The organism is Pedococcus sp. P2_F6, assembly GCF_056403675.1.
Genome location: NZ_JBFUEZ010000002.1, coordinates 229577 through 245333, shown reverse-complemented (window position 1 = coordinate 245333; position 15757 = coordinate 229577). Strand labels below are relative to the sequence as shown.

The window sequence follows — 15757 nt, the reverse complement described above, 5'->3', positions numbered from 1 at the left end:
CAGGTTCTATCTCACAATGCCGCTTGGTCACCGCAGCTCAGTCCCTCCACCTGAAACTCGGAGGGCGTGCCGCCTCCGCGCTGGTCAGAGCACCGCCGGTTGCCCGAGGTGCCCACGTCAGACCGGGCACCAGTCCTGCAAGGACGGTCTCGCCCGCGAAGTTGTCCCTCGGCCCTGCCCCTTTTGGACCGCTAGACGCCGACCGGGGCCAAGACGATGTCGAAGCGCGTGCGCGACCAGCTGCCGTTCACAGGACGGCCATCGGGGGTCGGCGTTCCGGCTGGTTGCTCCACGAAGTCCTTCACGAGCGAGTCCTTCACGCCGAAGACGCTGTCCCTTTCAAGGAGCTTGTCATCCGCGACGAATATGTGCGTGACGAGCTCGCGATAACCGGGGGCCCTCACGAGGAAGTGCAAGTGTGATGCCCTGTAGGGCGATCGTCCAACGGCGTCCAGCAACTTACCGACCGGGCCGTCGTGAGGAATGGGGTATGGGGTGGGAGTGATTCCCCAAAAGGAGAAGGCTCCGTCATGGTCTGCGTGCAGGTGCGCCCGCGCAGCCGTTCGCTCATCGGAGTACTGAACGTCGTACATCCCGTGCTCGTCAGCCTCCCACACCTCCACTAAGGCGTTGGGCAGGACTCGGCCGCTCGTGTCTTTGACCGTGCCTTCAACCCAGCACGGCTGTCCGCCTGCGCCGAATGAGATATCGCCACCGAGCGGGATCTCGGGTGAACCTTCCACAAAGAATGGTCCCCACACCGTGGCTTCGGTCGCGTTCCGGTAGGCCTCGTTGTTGACCGTGATGGTTTGCATGGAGGCGCCTAGGACGTCGGAGAGCAAGATGAACTCCTGCCGACGCTCGTTGGTGATGTTGCCTGCTGCCGTAAGGAACTCCATGGCGATTGCCCACTCAGCCTCGGTCAACCGTGACTCCCTTATGAACGAGTGGAGATGGCGCGTGAGCGAAACCATGAGCTGTTGTAGACGTTCGCTCTGGCAGTGGTCGAAGGATCTCACCACTCGCTCAACGAGTTCCCGTTCGCGCTCGGTCTGCTCAGCGCTGACATTGCTCGCTGCATGGATCGGGTTGTCTGAGGTCATGCGGACTCCTCTCCTGCCCACGCTGCCCTAAGCAGGGCGGTCAGGTTCTCGCTTGTGACGGGCGTTGGATTGCTACTCGGGATGGCTGCCATGAGCGGGCCGACAGCTTGAGCGATCCCCTCCTCAGGCATGCCGTAGTCGCGCAAGGCACGCGGTGCGTTCAGCGTCCGACGTAGTGACTCGAGACCACCAGTGGCCGTGTCTGAGGCCAGGGCGCGAGCGATGCGGCGCTCCGCCCCTACATCGTTTGGGACGTTGAAGGCCAGGACGTGCGGCAGCACGATCGCGTGCGTCTGGGCATGTGGAAGATTGAACATCCCCCCGAGCACGTGACAGATCTTGTGGTGCATACCCGAGCCAGCGCAGGAAAAGGAAGTCGCCGCAAGGTAGGCACCGTAGAGCGCTTGCTCAATACCGCGCACTGAGCCTGGCTGATGCGCGAGGGTGGTCAACCCATCAACCAAAGCAGCGAGGCCTTCACCTGCTAGGACTTTGTCTAGAGGGTCCACACGTGGTCCCCACATGGCGTCGACGCAGTGAGCTATAGCGTTTAGCCCAGATGCCACCGCCATCTGTCCAGGTAAACCGGTCAGGAGACTGGCGTCATAAACGACCGCAGTAGGAAGTACCCGAGGGTCGACGCCGGTTGTCTTTCGTGCCCCCTCAGTCATGCCCCACACGTTCGTGGCCTCCGAACCCGCGTACGTCGTCGGGACGGCAACGATCGGGAGACCTGTGGCTAGTGCAACCGCCTTCGCGAGCCCCGTCGTCGAACCGCCGCCCACTGACACCAGCACGTCGATGCCATGGCTGGCGGCGACGGAGCGGGCTCGCTTGGCGACCTCTACGGGAACGTGCATAGCCACTTCCCGATGACGTACTGCCACGGGGATCCGCTCGACGATCGGATCGGCTAGAACGGCCTCGCGATCGGAGGCAATCACCATTGCCTTTGAGGCGCCGAGCGCCTCCACCTCCGCCGCTACAGCGCTCGCTGCCTCGTCGGTGGCAAAGACGATGCGCTGCGCGAGAGACTCGTGGGCAAATTTCACGTTTAGAACCTCGTTGCTTCCGCCTTGGCACGCTAGCGGGAGCCTCTTGGGACGCTAGCCAGGATCGATGAAAGCGCGGCTGTACGCCCCGCCTCAAGGGCGCCCACCTACCTTGCTCCGAGGTTGGAGAGATCCGCGCCCTGCCCCGACCGACTCCCGCCGCAAGATCCCACGGCTGGCGACCGTCGAGAGGTACTACGTTGATGCCGCCTTCATAGGGAAGACAGGTCACTCGGTTGTCCCGCCGCTAGTTGCAGCCGCGGGACCAAGCTGAGAAAGTCCAGGTCCGCCCAGCCGGCTGCCACACACTCGTCAAGCAACTCCGCAAGCCGTGCAGCGAACGGCAGCTCCACGCCAGTCGCCTTGGCTCGGTCCAGCGCTAGCGCCACGTCCTTCCGCATGTCCTTTGTGGAGAAGGTCGGTTGGTAGTCATGTGCAGCGAGCGCGGAAAGCTTGTATCCGCTATACGTGGAGCCCAACACAGATCCGGCGAGTGCCTGAGCAAAGGTGTCGCGGTCGACTCCGCTGGCCTCAAGCAGGACGACAGATTCTCCGAGCAGCTCCATCGTTCCGGCCAGCACTGCGTTGATCCCGATCTTGACGAGTTTGGCGTTGGCCACAGGCATCCCCAGGTCGACGGTGCTGGCAGCGAATAGCGAAAGAACCTCACGCGCCTTGGCCTGAGCCTCGGCGGGCCCACTCATCAACACGCTCGCCTTGCCCGCCATCAGTACACCAGGGGTGCCACTCACCGCCGCAGAGACCACTCGTTCAACTCCCACAGCCTCTGCGAGCGACACCATGACCGACGGGTCGATGGTCGAGGCCTCGACCAGAACAGCGTCACGTTGAAGCGCACCGCCGATCCCCATCATGACATCCGTGACCGCAGCGCCATTGCTGAGCAGGCTTATTACGACATCGGCTTCATGCACGGCCTCCTCAGGGCTCGTGCAGGCGGTTACCCTCTCGGCCATGAGCGCCTTAGCGCGCTCAGGCGAGCGGTTCCAGACCCTAACTTCCGCCTTGGCTTCGGCGAGCACACGTACGACCGCAGCACCCATCTTTCCGGCACCAATCACAGCCACCGCCTGAGGCCCCTCAAAAGTATTCACTAGCTGACTCTCCTTCATCGGTCCCTGCCGTCGATTGCCGTCGTTCAGACCATTCGTCGGGTCTCGGCGGTCTGCAGGCCGAGGATGAACTCGGCGTGCGTCTCGAACCCCGCCTCGGACAAAACGCCGTGGGCGCAGATCGTGTTGAGGTCGCGCAACAGCTTGCCCAGCAGGGAGTCCGCCACGATTGACATGGCACCCGTGTGTCGGAAACAGCGGGTCACGACCTCAACCGACGTCTTCGCCGCGTAGGACGCCGCCGTCTGCATCCGGTCCAGTTCGCGCAACTCGGCGCGATTCCCTCCGTCCAGGTGGACACGCACGTCCGACAGCGTCTCAATGCAGAGGCTGCGGGCAGCTCGGACGCGAACGTCCAACTCGCCTAGCTCGCGTTGAAACCACGTCGCCTCAGCCAGCGAGGAGGAGCGCTGGAGGTTGATGCGGCTGCCGCGGCGCAAGTTGGGCGCCAGCTCGATAAGCGTGTCCAATGCTCGGCGCGCCGCGCCAAGAACCATTCCCGGGTGCATCTGCAGGAGAAACGGCGTCAGTCCCAGTCGCGCCAGCGGAGTGTCGAAGCGTTCGCCAGGTCCGAGTGGGTCGTAGATCATGTCATCGGGAACAAACACGTCGGTCACGGCGAAACTGCTGCTTCCGGTTCCTCGCATGCCGAGAACTCGCCAGTCGTCCAAGATTGTGATCTGGTCGCGGGGGATCACCGCCGCCCGACGTACCGGCTGGCCGTCCTCGCCATCGATTAGGAAGGTGGCGCTAGCGAAGTCGGCGTGGTGAAGCCCGCTGACGAAGTCCCACTTGCCGGAAAGCACATAACCGCCATCCGCGCGCGTGGCCGGCCCAGGCTTGAGCGACATGGCCTTCAATGCCAGCTTGTCAGCGAAGAGCCGCTCGGCCGGTTCGGGTCGAAGCATTGTCGCAAGTTCACCTGCACCTTCCAGCAGGATCGTGGCGGTCCACGCTGTCGCAGGGTCGATGTACCCGACCTTCTCAATGATCTCGAAGGCCGTCACTGGGTCCACCACGTTTCCGCCCAGGTCGTCCGGAGTCATGATCCCCAGCACGCCAGCCCGCTGTAGCGCGTCGAAAGCGGTATCGCTCATGCGGTTGAGAGCCTCAGACTCAATTGCACCGGCTGTAAGGTCATCCCTGACATCCTCCAGTGCAGCCAGAGCGCTAGTGCGACGCGCCTCTCGGTCGGCTGGCCACTGCACTGCCGCGTTCGTGATCGTCATGGACGTAGCCCCTTTTGCGTTGGGTAGGTGGATCGTTGAGTTCAATGCTCGCGGGTGCGCCCGGCAAAATACATCCCGAGAACTGGGCATTTCACCGGCAAGCCGGCCGCTGACGTACACGACGCCCCGAGTGCCACCCCGCGACCAAACTCCTCCGCAGGGACATGCTTCGGCAGTGGACCCTTGGGTTGTCACGCTTTGAAGCGACCTGGCGAATGTCGACCCAACCAACACACGCCCCCCGAGCCCGACGTGGGCACGTGGTGGGACTTCGATGCCCCGGTTGCGCGATCGGCTGAGGTCGCCACCGGGCGAGTTCGGACGCCACGGCCCGACCGGCCAGGCCGCAAAGAGATCAGGCGCCGGAATAGCTGAGGCTCAGGATCTGCGGGCTGACGGTTGAGGCACAGGTGCTCAAGCCTGACATGCTATGGAATTGATCCCCAAAGCCGTTGCCTACCAAGGCGAGCCGGGCGCGAAGTCCGACATCGCGTGTCGCAATGTCTACCCCGACTGGGAGCAGTTGCCCTGGCGACGTTCGAGGACGTCTTCGCCACCGTGCAGCTTTCGTCCCGTGCGGTAGGGGATGAACTTCCCGCCGTAGAAAACGGACTCAACCGGAAAACTCGTCTGGCCGCCATGCGATGAAACGATCGACGCGAGGAACCTCTCGAGGCCCGGTGCCTCGCGAATTCTGGCCACTGCGACGCACCCTCGCTCGACAGGCAGCGCATGGCAGACTCAAACGAATCCGTGGCGGATGGCATAGGCCGTGGCCTCGGCACGCCCTGTGGCAGAGATCTTTCGATAGATGTTGCTGATGTGCCGCCCCACGGTCTCAATGCTGATGTACAGCTCTGCCGCCACTGACTTGCTTGTCGCGCCCGAGGCAATGAGACGCAAGACGTCGAACTCGCGATTTGTCAGCCCGTCAGGGTTCGGCGAGCTACGTGCGCGACTTGCCCCTGGCTGCTCGGAGAGCATGCCCGGGAGTTCTTTCAGGAGGTCGTCCACGCTCATATGGGCTCCTAACCACCAAGCCGAAAGATAGGCCTCCTGAGACACACCGGACTGGACCTCGGTCAGGTCGGCTGGCCGCGCAGGGAACTCCGTCCAGTTCCGCAGTCCGAGCGACGCCCGAACACTGGAGGCCATGCCAACCAGGCGGCACGCGTATGGCTGCTCGCCCAACTGCATGAAAGCCAGAGCCAGTCCCTCCAGACACCAGATGTACCTCGGCCGAGCTCCAATATCCACCGCCAGAGTGAGGCTTTCCGTGAATCGCGCGGCAGCGTCGGCCGGTCGTGCCCGGGTCAATTCCACCTCCGCCAGCAGGTTGAGGAAGATCGAGGCGTTCCAAGCGTCTCCAACGTCCCGCGCCAAACGAAGACCCTCAGTAAGGATGGTGGCGGCCTGCGCGTCGTGACCGTCCTCGAGGAGCATTCGACCCAGTTGCTGTAGGGGGACGTTCGTGTAGGACAAGTCGCCGAGCCCGCGAAACATCTCGATCGCCTCGTCCAGCGTCACACGAGCCAGATCACGGAGCTCTGGGCTCCCAGCTGCCGTAGCACCCATGAGACTGCGAGCACGTGCGGCCCACCAACGGTCTTCAAGGTCGTCCAAGACTGATATTGCTTCCTCAAACATCGGCATCGCGGGCGTCGTGCCCTCCGACTCGACAACAGACAGAGCCAGGTCCGGAAGGACCCGGGCCCGAGCGCGGCGGTCGCCAAGGCGCTCCCACTCATCCACGCAGTACTGAAGGTCCTCGCGGGCTTGCGCGGAGGAACGTGCGGCTATTGTCAAAGCCGCCCTTGTTTCGACCAAGCGAACTCGTTGCAGGCTGTCCGAATCTCCGATGGCTTGGACCACTTCGGCCACCGTCTCTAGACCCTCTTCAAGAAGGCCACGTCTGAGCCAGTAGTTGCGCAGGACGGTTGCGAGCTGCGCTGCCCGCGCGTCCTTGATATCAATCAGGAAACGCAAGGCAGCCCGAACGTCTTCAATGGCGAGATCCACGCGCCTCATCCAGAGACCCGACTCAGGCCCCGACAACTCATGCCCGTTGGCTACACGCTGGAGAAAGTGAGCAGCGTGCGCCTCACGAGCCGTTCGTAGGATCTGTTCGTCGCTGGTAATAAGCAACGCATCGCGTGTTGCTGGTGGAACTTGGTACGTCATCGTGACGTCCGTGCCCGGATCGGAGGTCACAAGTAGGAGGGAGTGACGAACGAGGCTCCCCAGCGTCGGCAAGACTTGCGCGTCGGCGAGACCGAGAGCGCCAACGAGCACAGCTTCCGCGCCCGACAACTCGATCTGCCCGTCAAACACGGCCAAGGCCCTGAGGGCCTGCGCATTGGGCTCGGCAAGGAGATTAAGGCTGTCCTCAGTCACCCGAATCAGACTTCGTTGCCGCAAAGGTAGGTCGCTTGGCCCATCGAGAAGGGGAAGGACGCCCTTGTCGACTTGCACCCTGAGGGTGGACATGTTCATGCCCCCGAGTTGGTTGGCAGCCGCAAGGAGCGCGAGTGGGAGACCACCCACCCTCTGGCAGATCGCGGCAACGGCACGAGAATCCGGGGGTGAAATCGGGTCGGAGAACCGCCCCGCGTGATGAAGGAACAGTTCCTGAGCTGCCGGGATCTCGCCCGTGGGCGGTTCGGAGACCTGGGATCGCCAAGGGAGAGCGCTCAATGCATATTGGAAGTCAACAGATAGCTCAGTGGCCACTCGACTGGTCGCCAGGACCTTGGCCTGCGGCCGTCTAGATCGGACGGCGCCCGCGAACAGAGCGCACTCATTGCGGTGTCGTTCGACGCCATTGAGCGTCAGGAGGCTTGGCTCGCCTTGAGGCAGGCTCTCCAGCGCACGCTCGATCCCGGCTCGTGCGTCCTCGGCGGTCGCATCATCGCCCAGATCATGTTTCGCGACCGTACTTCCCCGATACGCGAACTGATCGGACACTAGTGTGGCAACAGTCGACTTGCCTACCCCACCCGACCCCACGATGGTCACCCACCCAACTTCCGGCCGGTCGAGAAGATCCACGATTGCCGCTACGTCCTCCGCGCGACCGACGACAGGGGGGTCGAGGCCTCGATTCGGAAGTCCTGTCCCAGACTCGGCGGACTCGTGCATGGGAACATTGTCCATCCAGACGCCATGAGCGCAGAAGGTGGCCGCAATCGTGGGGTTCGGGAAGACACTAGGGATGCGGGGGATGCCCATCACGGCGGCGATCCACCAATCTGCCGCGTCAACACATCACTAACCCGTTTCAGTTGCGTGAGGCACGGATCGAACGCGTCGTCTTCCAGCGTGGGGTTACCGTGAACAGTGACCACGAGGACAACGGATCCACTCGCATCAAACACGGGTGCCGACACAGCTCCCTGAGCCCCGAGGGTTTGCGCAGACCCCGCCATACGGGGGTAGTGCTCCGCGTAAACCCGCAATTGCGCCTCAAGCGATCGATCCAGGCCGGCTGAAGGACCTGCGCTCGCGATCTTCCGGACAGTGGCCTCTATTGTTCGCAGGCTGGCATGGTCCGGAGTTGCGATCCACCCACGGGACCGTGTCTTCTCAAGAACCCCCGCATATTGGTCTCCCACCTCGGATCCGAACATCGCCGCGCATGTCTGAAGCCAGCGACGTCTTTGCGCATCATCCGACCAAGCCACGAAAAGGAGATCCATAGGCGGCAAGAGCGGCAGGCGCATGCCCACCTTGCTGTTTGCCAAGCCAGCACCCTTGCCGGCCACCCATGCCACCTGGATCACGCGATCATCGACCGCGGCACTCGCGTAGGACTCCACTCCGAACCGGCTGGACATCGACTCGAGATGGGGGCGCGCAAGTTCGGCAAGCCGCAGATGGGCCGCGAGTCCATGCTCCGAATCGGCAACGAGGGACATAGGCGTGAAGCCTCCATAACCACCCCGAAAGAACATCAACGGTGGCCCGATGGTGTCGATGGAAAGGCTCTCGACAGCGCCAAGCACCATCAGATGGTCGCCAGCTTCATGAATTCGCTCGAGTTTGCAGTCCACCCAGGCTAGAACTCCATCAAGGATCGGAGATCCGAGACGGGACAAGCGCCACGAAATGCCGACAAACTTGTCGGGTTCGCGGGAGGCGAACTTTCGGCAGTACTCCTCTTGATCTCTGGAGAGGACGTTCACGCAGAAGAGCCCGCTTTCCGCAATCTTGCTGAAAGAGCTGGAGCCGTTCATCGGAAAGAAGGCCACCAAGGGAGGGTCCATGGAGACCGATGTGAACGAGCCGATCGTCATCCCTGTTGGATGGCCAGAGTCCGGATCCATTGTGGTCACGACACAGACCCCAGTGGGGTAATGGCCCATCACCGTTCGAAACTGTGCCCCGGTTGGGGCAGCATCGGTTGCCACCACGGCAGGGGTAGGACTGTTCACAACTGTTCCTCCTTCGGTAGCAGGGATAAGTGCAATCAATGATGCGGCCGCGATTCATTCGCTCGCATCACAGGAAATCGGTAAATCTCGGCCTCCGACAAGGTGGTCCGGTCGCGCGCAATTGGGCGGCGGGAAACGCAGCGCATTGCAGCACCGATGGGGCGCATAAGGCCCAGGCGCGCGTTCCTCAGACCTGGAATGGCCTACCGCGACGGGGGAGTCCCCTTGAGACGCCGCACCGTTCGACTAAGGCTGGCGCCCCGTGAGGGGCTCGAAGACCTTCCGCTGACTGGCGGCCGATCAGAGTCCAAACAGACGAGCCGCGTTCCCATGAGCTATAAGCTCGCGATCAGCGTCGCTTATCGGCGCAGACTCGAGGAAGTCCACGTGCTTCTTGCAGTCTCCGAACGGGTAGTCGACCGAGAACAATACTCGCTCCGGACCGAACACCTCAAGCGCACAGCGAAACGGGGGCAACGTGGTATATCCACAGATAGTCACATTCACGTGGCTGCGCACGGTGTCGGCCACTCCGGCAAGGCCGGCACGGAATCTTCCCAACTCGTTGTCCGCACGCATGAGTGAGAATGGCAAGTTCTCCCCCATGTGACCAACGACCATCTGCAGACCTGGGTGGCGGTCGAAGACACCTCCCACAACCATCCGAAGAATGTGGAGGCCGGTCTCCGCGTGCCATCCCCAACCGCCCGTCGACAACGTGGCGGCCATCGCCGGGTCCAGTCCGCCGAAATACTCTCGGAAGACAGCCTCGGGCGGGTATGTGGGGTGGAGATAGATCGGCACATCAAGCTCCTCGATGGCGGCCAGCATCGGGTCGAAGGACGGGTCGTCGAGGAACTTGCCCTGGGTATGACCGTTGATGACAAAGCCCCGCATTCCCAGTTCGCGGACCGCGCGATAGGCCTCGTCGGCCGCAGCCAGCGGATCGGGCGTGGGCAGACTCGCGAGAGCCTGGAATCGGGACGGATCCTGCTCCACCAATTTTGCGACACGGTCATTGAGGCGCTCTGCTAGTGGTCCCGCTTCGGCAGGGGAAGCGTGCTGAGCCCCAGGCGTGACCACGGACAACACCTGCATGGCGATGCCAGCCTCATCCATCAGCCGCACCCTGTCACCATGGACGTCGTCGAGCACGCCGCGTGCATGGGAAACTCCGAATTCGGCGGTGGCCGTGTTCCCGACTTCCTCCCAAAACTCGTCGGGCAGAACATGCTCTTCAAGCGCAATGTACTTCATCAAAATCCTTTCAAAATGCTTCTTCTCAGGAGGGCCGACTAGTGGCTCCGGACCAGTTTCAGAATGTGACTCCGCAGGCGCGCAAACTCAGGATTTTCTTTCGACGCCACCTGGTCGCGGGGTCGGGGTATGTCGACGACGACGACCTCTGCCACACTCGATGGACTTCCCATCACCAGCGCCACACGGTCAGCGAGATAGACGGCCTCGTCGATGTCGTGCGTTACCAAGACAATGGTCATGCCCAGGCTGCGGTGAACGTCGAGGATCAGGTCCTCCAGCTCCGCCCGAGTCTGCGCATCCACAGATGCGAAGGGTTCGTCCATTAGGAGCAGCGAGGGTTCACAGGCGATCGCTCGTGCGATCGCCGCACGCTGCTGCATGCCGCCAGACAGCTGCCATGGATACATGTCGAAACAGTTGGCCAGGCCCACTGCGGCGAGGGCGCGGCGGGCGCGCTCGCTCCGCTGGTGCTGGGTGATGCTCCGATCGTTCCTGAGAGGCAGTTGCACGTTGGCGCCCACTGTCATCCAAGGCATGAGCGATCGGCTGTAGTCCTGAAAGACCACAGCCAGATGCTCGGGCGGGGAGTCGACCCGCTTTCCCTCGAAGTAGATAGCACCACTCGTGGGCTTGAGAAGCCCACACATCGATTTGAGGAGAGTCGTCTTGCCTGCCCCGGAATGCCCAACAACACACACGAACTCGCCGGGGTTGACGGCCAGGGAGACTTCCTTTAGAACCTCTTTCGCAGTTGGACCCTCGCCGTACGTCTTTGCAACGCGGTCCAAGACGAGGACCCCGGCCTGTGCAACGACTGGAAGGATGGGACCGCTGTTCTTGACGTCTGTCATTTCGCCGCCGTTCTGCTATTGGATGCTCTATATCCGATGTGCCAAGCAAGAATCCGTCGCTCGACAAGTCGACTGGCGAGGTTGAGCGTGTACCCGAGCAAGCCGAGGAGAATGAGGGCCGCCCACATGTTCGCTGTTTGGAAGGTCTGGGCGGCCAGCAGCTCTTGATATCCGATGCCATTCGTCGACGCCATAAATTCGCTGGCGACGATAAGAGTTACTCCCAGTGGTAGCGCGAGTCGGAGTCCAGCAACTATCTGCGGTGACGCCGAGGGCAGCAGTACGCGCAGAAGATAGTCCCTCCTTCGGAGGTGGAGCGTGGAGGCCGTGTCGCGGGCCACGAGGTCCAACGATCGGACGCCGTCGATGGTGCTGAGAAAGATCGGCCAGAACGTGCCGACCGCAATGATCGCGACCTTGAGATGGTCCCCAGGACCAAAGATGAGCAGGGTCACTGGGAGGAGGGCGACTCCCGGGGTGGCACGGATCCAGTCGAAGATGATCTTGAGAGAGTCGTAGAGCGCTGGGAAGATTCCGAAAATCGTACCCAGCGAAATCCCCACGGTGGCGGCGATCGCAAGCCCTAGGACAAGGTGCTCGAGACTGGGCACGATGTCGCTGCGGAAGTTCTCGAACAGCCAGAGATCGTGGAAGGCCGCGATGATCTGCGACAGTGGGGGAAATGCAACGCTGGTGCTCTTTGCGCTGAGGAACCACCACGCGAGAACGAGGCCGACGGGCAGCCACATCTCCGCGCCGATCCGAAGCTTCTTCTTCATGGCTCCACCGTTCGTTGACTCGGGTGCCACTTCAACGTTCGCCTCTCCACCAGGGCAACCAGCCCGTTGACGCCGAGACCGGCCAAACCGATCAACAGGACATAGGCCCACATCAGCGGTAGCGCAGCCGAGGACAACGCGATCGAGATGCTGTTTCCGATACCCGGGGCCCCAGCCAGTAGTTCGGCGGAGGCCACCATCAGCAGCGCTACGACGCAGCTGATCCGCAGACCGGTGACTACGTACGGCCAGGCTGAGGGGAGAACCAGGTACCGCAGCCTGCGTAGTGGGGTAATTTGATAAACCGCGAAGGTGTCGGATGAGACCTTGTCCACATCGCGAACTCCGTACGAGGTCTGCACCAGGACCGGCCAGATAGCCGCCGCGCAGCCGACGATCACACACATCAGCTGGTTCGCTGTGAAGACGAGGGTGAGTAGCGGCAGCATTGCGATCGCCGGCACGCTCTGAAGAAAATCGATAAGTAGCCGGGTGAGACGATGGGCCCAGTTGGAGCTCCCTATGAGGAGGCCGAGCCCCGTTCCCACACTCACCGAGATCGCCACCGCGAGCGCCCACGCGCTGGCGGTGAGGGCCATGTCATTCCAGAACGCGCGCGACACAAGCAGGCGAGCCGCTTCGCCGAGTACTGCGGCTGCCGATGGGACGGCCTCCTGTGCAAGAAGTCCAAGAATGCTTGCCAACTGCCACACCAAGAAGACCGCAGCCAACACACCAATTCGGCGGATTCGGCGCCTATTCAGGCCGCTCATGGTCATCACTTCCTCGCTCCAGGTATGACGGCGCTTGCTCAGTCACGGAGTGACCAGCACCTTGCCGATGTCGGGGGCCTTGTCGAGGAATCCGTACTTAACCGTCAGGTCGATCCAGGTCTGCACGCCCTGAGGGTCCAGCGAACTGTCGAACGGTGGTGTCACCACAACCGGAATAAGTGCCTTCGGAATCGGGCTGAACTTGGGAAGGACCTGCTTGGCGAGCGTGGGGTCCTTGGTGATGTCGTCGGTAGCGCGCTTGACCGAGCTAAGAAACTTCTGGACAGTTGCCCGGTTCTTCTGAATGAAGGCCGTGTTGCACGCGATCCCCGCCAGCATGCTGCCAGGTGCTGCAACCGTGGACGGTTGGAAGAGTTCCACTGCTCCGGCCGCCTTGATTGGGCCATCGAAGGGGCTAACTGTGCTGACCGCCGCCACCTGCCCACGCTCGAGGGCCGTCTTCATGTTGGGGAAGGGAATCTGGATCACCTTGATGGACTTGCTATCGCCCCCGAGCCGATCGATTGCCGCACGGAGGGAGATCTCGCCACCACCGCCCAACGAACCCACGCCGATCGTCTTGCCGTTCAGGTCCTTCGCGCTCTTGATTCCGCTGGTCTTGGTGATGAGTAGCGGGCCAAGGCCCTCCACAGGGTGGTCAGGGGTCCGACTGACCTGGGCGACGAGGGCAACGGGAAGCCCGCGCCCTGCCGCTTGGATTGTGGCCGTCGGAGTAGCGACGGCGCAATCAAACTGTCCTGACGCGAGAGACGTCACGACGGCACCTTCGCTTGCGCCGACAGTGGTCGTGACCGACAAGCCAGAATCGCTAAAATAGCCACGGTCTGCCGCGACATAGACCGGCGCGCTGGGAATGATGGGCAGTGTCGCGACCTTCAGGGAGGTCGACGACGCGGACTGTGTTCCTGCGTCAGAGCTACCCCCACATGCCGTGGTCGCTGCAGCAACGGCTGCTACGACGCCGACAACAGCAGCACGGCGGCGATTGATCTTCACGTTGACATCCTTTGGGGAGAAGGGACCCTGCTTCGGCCGCGACTAGCGCCCGGTACGACAGGCGCTCGTGGACCACGATTCGCGTTCAACTCAGCGTAGGACGGACGCAGGCATCGGGAACTCACAGGAATTCGGGAAAAACAGGCCCGGGCTCTGTAGCCAGTTGTGGGGATGGACAAGGGGCGCAAATGCCATCCACACTGCGTCTGGCTACGTGGCGCAGCCGAAGCACGGCACCAGCAACACACCGCCGACCCTCCTCGGCACCACGCGCCTCTCGTGGATGAGCCGCGGGGCAAAGCCGGGTTAGCCCGCTACGCATGGACGGCTCAGCCATGGCGAGGCCCAGGGGCCTCGATGCGACTCGTGAAGTGACATCCATAGTATTCACGAGTATGCATTGACTTGCACATAAGTGAAAACTTCTTCGTCATCGGGCTGCGCGTGAGGTGTTCACCACCCGGACCGGTCGTGGCGGGTAGTCAGTGAACCGGTCCGTGGTGTGGTCGCGGCGGGGTTTGATCACTGGGACTCCCGCGTGCGTGACCCGCAGCTGCACACCAGCAGACTCCGATCCCACTGAAACCGGACATCGTCACGTCGAGTAGGTCCACGCTGGGGGACTGGTCGAGCAGCATTTCGATTGCCTGTCGTCCGTCCTCAACCTGTACCGATGCAAGCGCAGCCCGACTACAGCCACGGACACCAGTGTGCGAACGCCCGCGTCATCGTCGGCGATCGTCGCAAGAGACCGGTTTGGGGAACCCTGCATCCCAGCCGCTGCCTGTTCGCACGTCATTGAGCCGGCGCATGTGCCACTAGGGACAACGGCATGTTCAGCCCTTGGCAATTGGGGGTACCTCCGTGGACGCAGTCTGCTCGCGGGAGCGGCGGACCCGTGCGGATCGCTGTCGGTCATGTGGTGTCGAATGCGGGCTGCTTCTCCCCGAGGGTCTCGCGCAGCCAGGCCCGCTCGGCGCGACTGGTGGCGCGGGCGGTGAGCAGCATCCCCCGCCGGTAGGGGTCAGCGATCTCCTCGGCACGCAGGGGCCGCTCGTTGTCGTAGAAGAAGCTCGCCGGTTCTTCCAGGAACTCCAACCGTCTGCGCAGCACCGCGTGCTGTTCGGCCACGGCGGGCAGGAGGGAGAGGAATGCCAGGACGACGTAGAACCGGGTGAAGTCGGTGATCTCGTGGTCGGCGGGCTTGCGCAGGCGCTGAAGCATTTCGGTCCGTCCGGCCGCGGTCAGGCTGAGCATGTATCGGGCCGCCCCCGCGGTTGGGTCGGAGCGCCGTTCGATCAAGCCAGCCCTGGTCAGGCGATTGATCGCTGGATACAGGCTGCCGTCACTGACCGGCCGCGTGTAGCCGGTCAGCTGTGAGGTGCGGCGGCGCAGCTCGTGTCCAGGCAGGAGTCCCTCGGCCAGGAAGCCGAGTATCGCGAGTTCCAGCATGAGTCCATCTTCGCACGCGACATCGAATCGATGTTACGCTCGAGTTGCCCACCCAAACGTCTCCGGAGAGGCACAGCAAGATGCCATCGCAGTCCACCGAGTCAGTGATGAACCGCTTCGTCGAGTTCATCAACACGGGGAACGAGGATCTCGCCCGCGAGGTCATTTCTGCGGACGCGGTGTTCCATGCGCCCAGTCACCCGGAACCACTGCATGGGCCCGATGGGTACATGGAAGTCCTCGGGATGATGCGCGGCGCCTTCCCCGACATCCAGTGGACGCTGGAGGAGACGGTCACCGAAGACGACACCGTGGCCGCGCGGTTCACCATGCGGGGAACCCACGAGGGTGAATTCTTCGGGATCCCGGCGAGCGGCAACAAGATCTCGGTGCAGGCCATGAACTTCTACTACCTGGCCGACGGCCGGATCGTCGGCGAACGAGGCCAGCCCGATCTCCTTGGGGCGATGCAGCAGATCGGTGCCCTGCCGGCGCCCTGATCCTCGTAGCGCCGAGCCTTCTGCCGCGCGGGATTGCCGCTGCCGGGGTGCCGTTCCTCGCGGTGGCAGAGGGCGAAGGCCTTCACCCGACTGGGGCCGACCGGCGCGGGTACACCGCAAGAGGCGACCTACCGGCTCCCCCATGGGATGGGTGGCTCGTTTTGGTGGTCCCGCAATC

At 62.7% G+C, this 15757-nt stretch carries 14 protein-coding genes; 2 read left to right on the top strand and 12 right to left on the bottom strand.

Features of this window, described 5'->3' with window-relative positions:
- Positions 1-191: 191 nt before the first annotated feature.
- From AC1DWP_RS06585 to AC1DWP_RS06535, 11 genes are all read right to left on the bottom strand, one after another.
- Positions 192-1103 carry a dioxygenase family protein gene (locus AC1DWP_RS06585; protein ID WP_477613657.1) on the bottom strand — a complete coding sequence of 304 codons (912 nt, stop codon included), beginning with the start codon at positions 1101-1103 and terminating at the stop codon, positions 192-194.
- On the bottom strand, positions 1100-2155 hold the full coding sequence (locus AC1DWP_RS06580) for a maleylacetate reductase (protein ID WP_477613656.1): 1056 nt from the start codon (positions 2153-2155) through the stop codon (positions 1100-1102). The genes AC1DWP_RS06585 and AC1DWP_RS06580 overlap by 4 nt, the downstream gene beginning before the upstream one ends.
- A gap of 212 nt (positions 2156-2367) precedes the next feature.
- The gene (locus AC1DWP_RS06575) at positions 2368-3288 is read right to left on the bottom strand and encodes an NAD(P)-dependent oxidoreductase (protein ID WP_477613655.1); all 921 of its coding nucleotides are present in this window, start codon (positions 3286-3288) and stop codon (positions 2368-2370) included.
- Between the two features lie 26 nt (positions 3289-3314).
- On the bottom strand, positions 3315-4517 hold the full coding sequence (locus AC1DWP_RS06570; RefSeq protein ID WP_477613654.1) for an acyl-CoA dehydrogenase family protein: 1203 nt from the start codon (positions 4515-4517) through the stop codon (positions 3315-3317).
- A gap of 741 nt (positions 4518-5258) precedes the next feature.
- On the bottom strand, positions 5259-7565 hold the full coding sequence (locus AC1DWP_RS06565; protein WP_477613653.1) for a LuxR C-terminal-related transcriptional regulator: 2307 nt from the start codon (positions 7563-7565) through the stop codon (positions 5259-5261).
- 179 nt (positions 7566-7744) lie between these two features.
- Positions 7745-8878 carry a flavin reductase gene (locus tag AC1DWP_RS06560; protein ID WP_477613909.1) on the bottom strand — a complete coding sequence of 378 codons (1134 nt, stop codon included), beginning with the start codon at positions 8876-8878 and terminating at the stop codon, positions 7745-7747.
- Positions 8879-9247: 369 nt separating this feature from the next.
- Entirely contained in the window at positions 9248-10204 is a 957-nt protein-coding gene (locus tag AC1DWP_RS06555) for an amidohydrolase family protein (RefSeq protein ID WP_477613652.1), read from the bottom strand.
- Positions 10205-10242: 38 nt separating this feature from the next.
- Positions 10243-11058, bottom strand: coding sequence for an ABC transporter ATP-binding protein (locus AC1DWP_RS06550; RefSeq protein ID WP_477613651.1), 816 nt, complete (start codon positions 11056-11058; stop codon positions 10243-10245).
- Positions 11055-11837: an ABC transporter permease gene (locus AC1DWP_RS06545; protein ID WP_477613650.1), complete on the bottom strand. Its 783-nt coding sequence runs from the start codon at positions 11835-11837 to the stop codon at positions 11055-11057. The genes AC1DWP_RS06550 and AC1DWP_RS06545 overlap by 4 nt, the downstream gene beginning before the upstream one ends.
- Positions 11834-12610 carry an ABC transporter permease gene (locus tag AC1DWP_RS06540; protein WP_477613649.1) on the bottom strand — a complete coding sequence of 259 codons (777 nt, stop codon included), beginning with the start codon at positions 12608-12610 and terminating at the stop codon, positions 11834-11836. The genes AC1DWP_RS06545 and AC1DWP_RS06540 overlap by 4 nt, the downstream gene beginning before the upstream one ends.
- 42 nt (positions 12611-12652) lie before the next feature.
- The gene (locus AC1DWP_RS06535) at positions 12653-13627 is read right to left on the bottom strand and encodes an ABC transporter substrate-binding protein (protein WP_477613648.1); all 975 of its coding nucleotides are present in this window, start codon (positions 13625-13627) and stop codon (positions 12653-12655) included.
- Between the two features lie 502 nt (positions 13628-14129).
- Here AC1DWP_RS06535 and AC1DWP_RS06530 point away from each other — a divergent pair.
- On the top strand, positions 14130-14210 hold the full coding sequence (locus tag AC1DWP_RS06530; protein WP_477613908.1) for a hypothetical protein: 81 nt from the start codon (positions 14130-14132) through the stop codon (positions 14208-14210).
- A gap of 332 nt (positions 14211-14542) precedes the next feature.
- On the opposite strand, the gene AC1DWP_RS06525 is transcribed toward AC1DWP_RS06530, so the two are convergent.
- The gene (locus AC1DWP_RS06525) at positions 14543-15079 is read right to left on the bottom strand and encodes a PadR family transcriptional regulator (RefSeq protein WP_477613647.1); all 537 of its coding nucleotides are present in this window, start codon (positions 15077-15079) and stop codon (positions 14543-14545) included.
- Positions 15080-15186: 107 nt separating this feature from the next.
- Between AC1DWP_RS06525 and AC1DWP_RS06520 the strand changes: the two genes are divergently transcribed.
- Positions 15187-15579 carry an ester cyclase gene (locus tag AC1DWP_RS06520; protein WP_477613646.1) on the top strand — a complete coding sequence of 131 codons (393 nt, stop codon included), beginning with the start codon at positions 15187-15189 and terminating at the stop codon, positions 15577-15579.
- Positions 15580-15757 lie beyond the last annotated feature (178 nt).

Bases quoted from the DNA above. Each gene is read 5' to 3' on its own strand.
- AC1DWP_RS06575 (WP_477613655.1), bottom strand. From the start codon at position 3,288: ATGAAGGAGAGTCAGCTAGTGAATACTTTTGAGGGGCCTCAGGCGGTG.
- AC1DWP_RS06525 (WP_477613647.1), bottom strand. From the start codon at position 15,079: ATGCTGGAACTCGCGATACTCGGCTTCCTGGCCGAGGGACTCCTGCCT.
- AC1DWP_RS06550 (WP_477613651.1), bottom strand. From the start codon at position 11,058: ATGACAGACGTCAAGAACAGCGGTCCCATCCTTCCAGTCGTTGCACAG.
- AC1DWP_RS06560 (WP_477613909.1), bottom strand. From the start codon at position 8,878: ATGGGCCATTACCCCACTGGGGTCTGTGTCGTGACCACAATGGATCCG.
- AC1DWP_RS06570 (WP_477613654.1), bottom strand. From the start codon at position 4,517: ATGACGATCACGAACGCGGCAGTGCAGTGGCCAGCCGACCGAGAGGCG.
- AC1DWP_RS06540 (WP_477613649.1), bottom strand. From the start codon at position 12,610: ATGAGCGGCCTGAATAGGCGCCGAATCCGCCGAATTGGTGTGTTGGCT.
- AC1DWP_RS06545 (WP_477613650.1), bottom strand. From the start codon at position 11,837: ATGAAGAAGAAGCTTCGGATCGGCGCGGAGATGTGGCTGCCCGTCGGC.
- AC1DWP_RS06520 (WP_477613646.1), top strand. From the start codon at position 15,187: ATGAACCGCTTCGTCGAGTTCATCAACACGGGGAACGAGGATCTCGCC.
- AC1DWP_RS06555 (WP_477613652.1), bottom strand. From the start codon at position 10,204: ATGAAGTACATTGCGCTTGAAGAGCATGTTCTGCCCGACGAGTTTTGG.
- AC1DWP_RS06585 (WP_477613657.1), bottom strand. From the start codon at position 1,103: ATGACCTCAGACAACCCGATCCATGCAGCGAGCAATGTCAGCGCTGAG.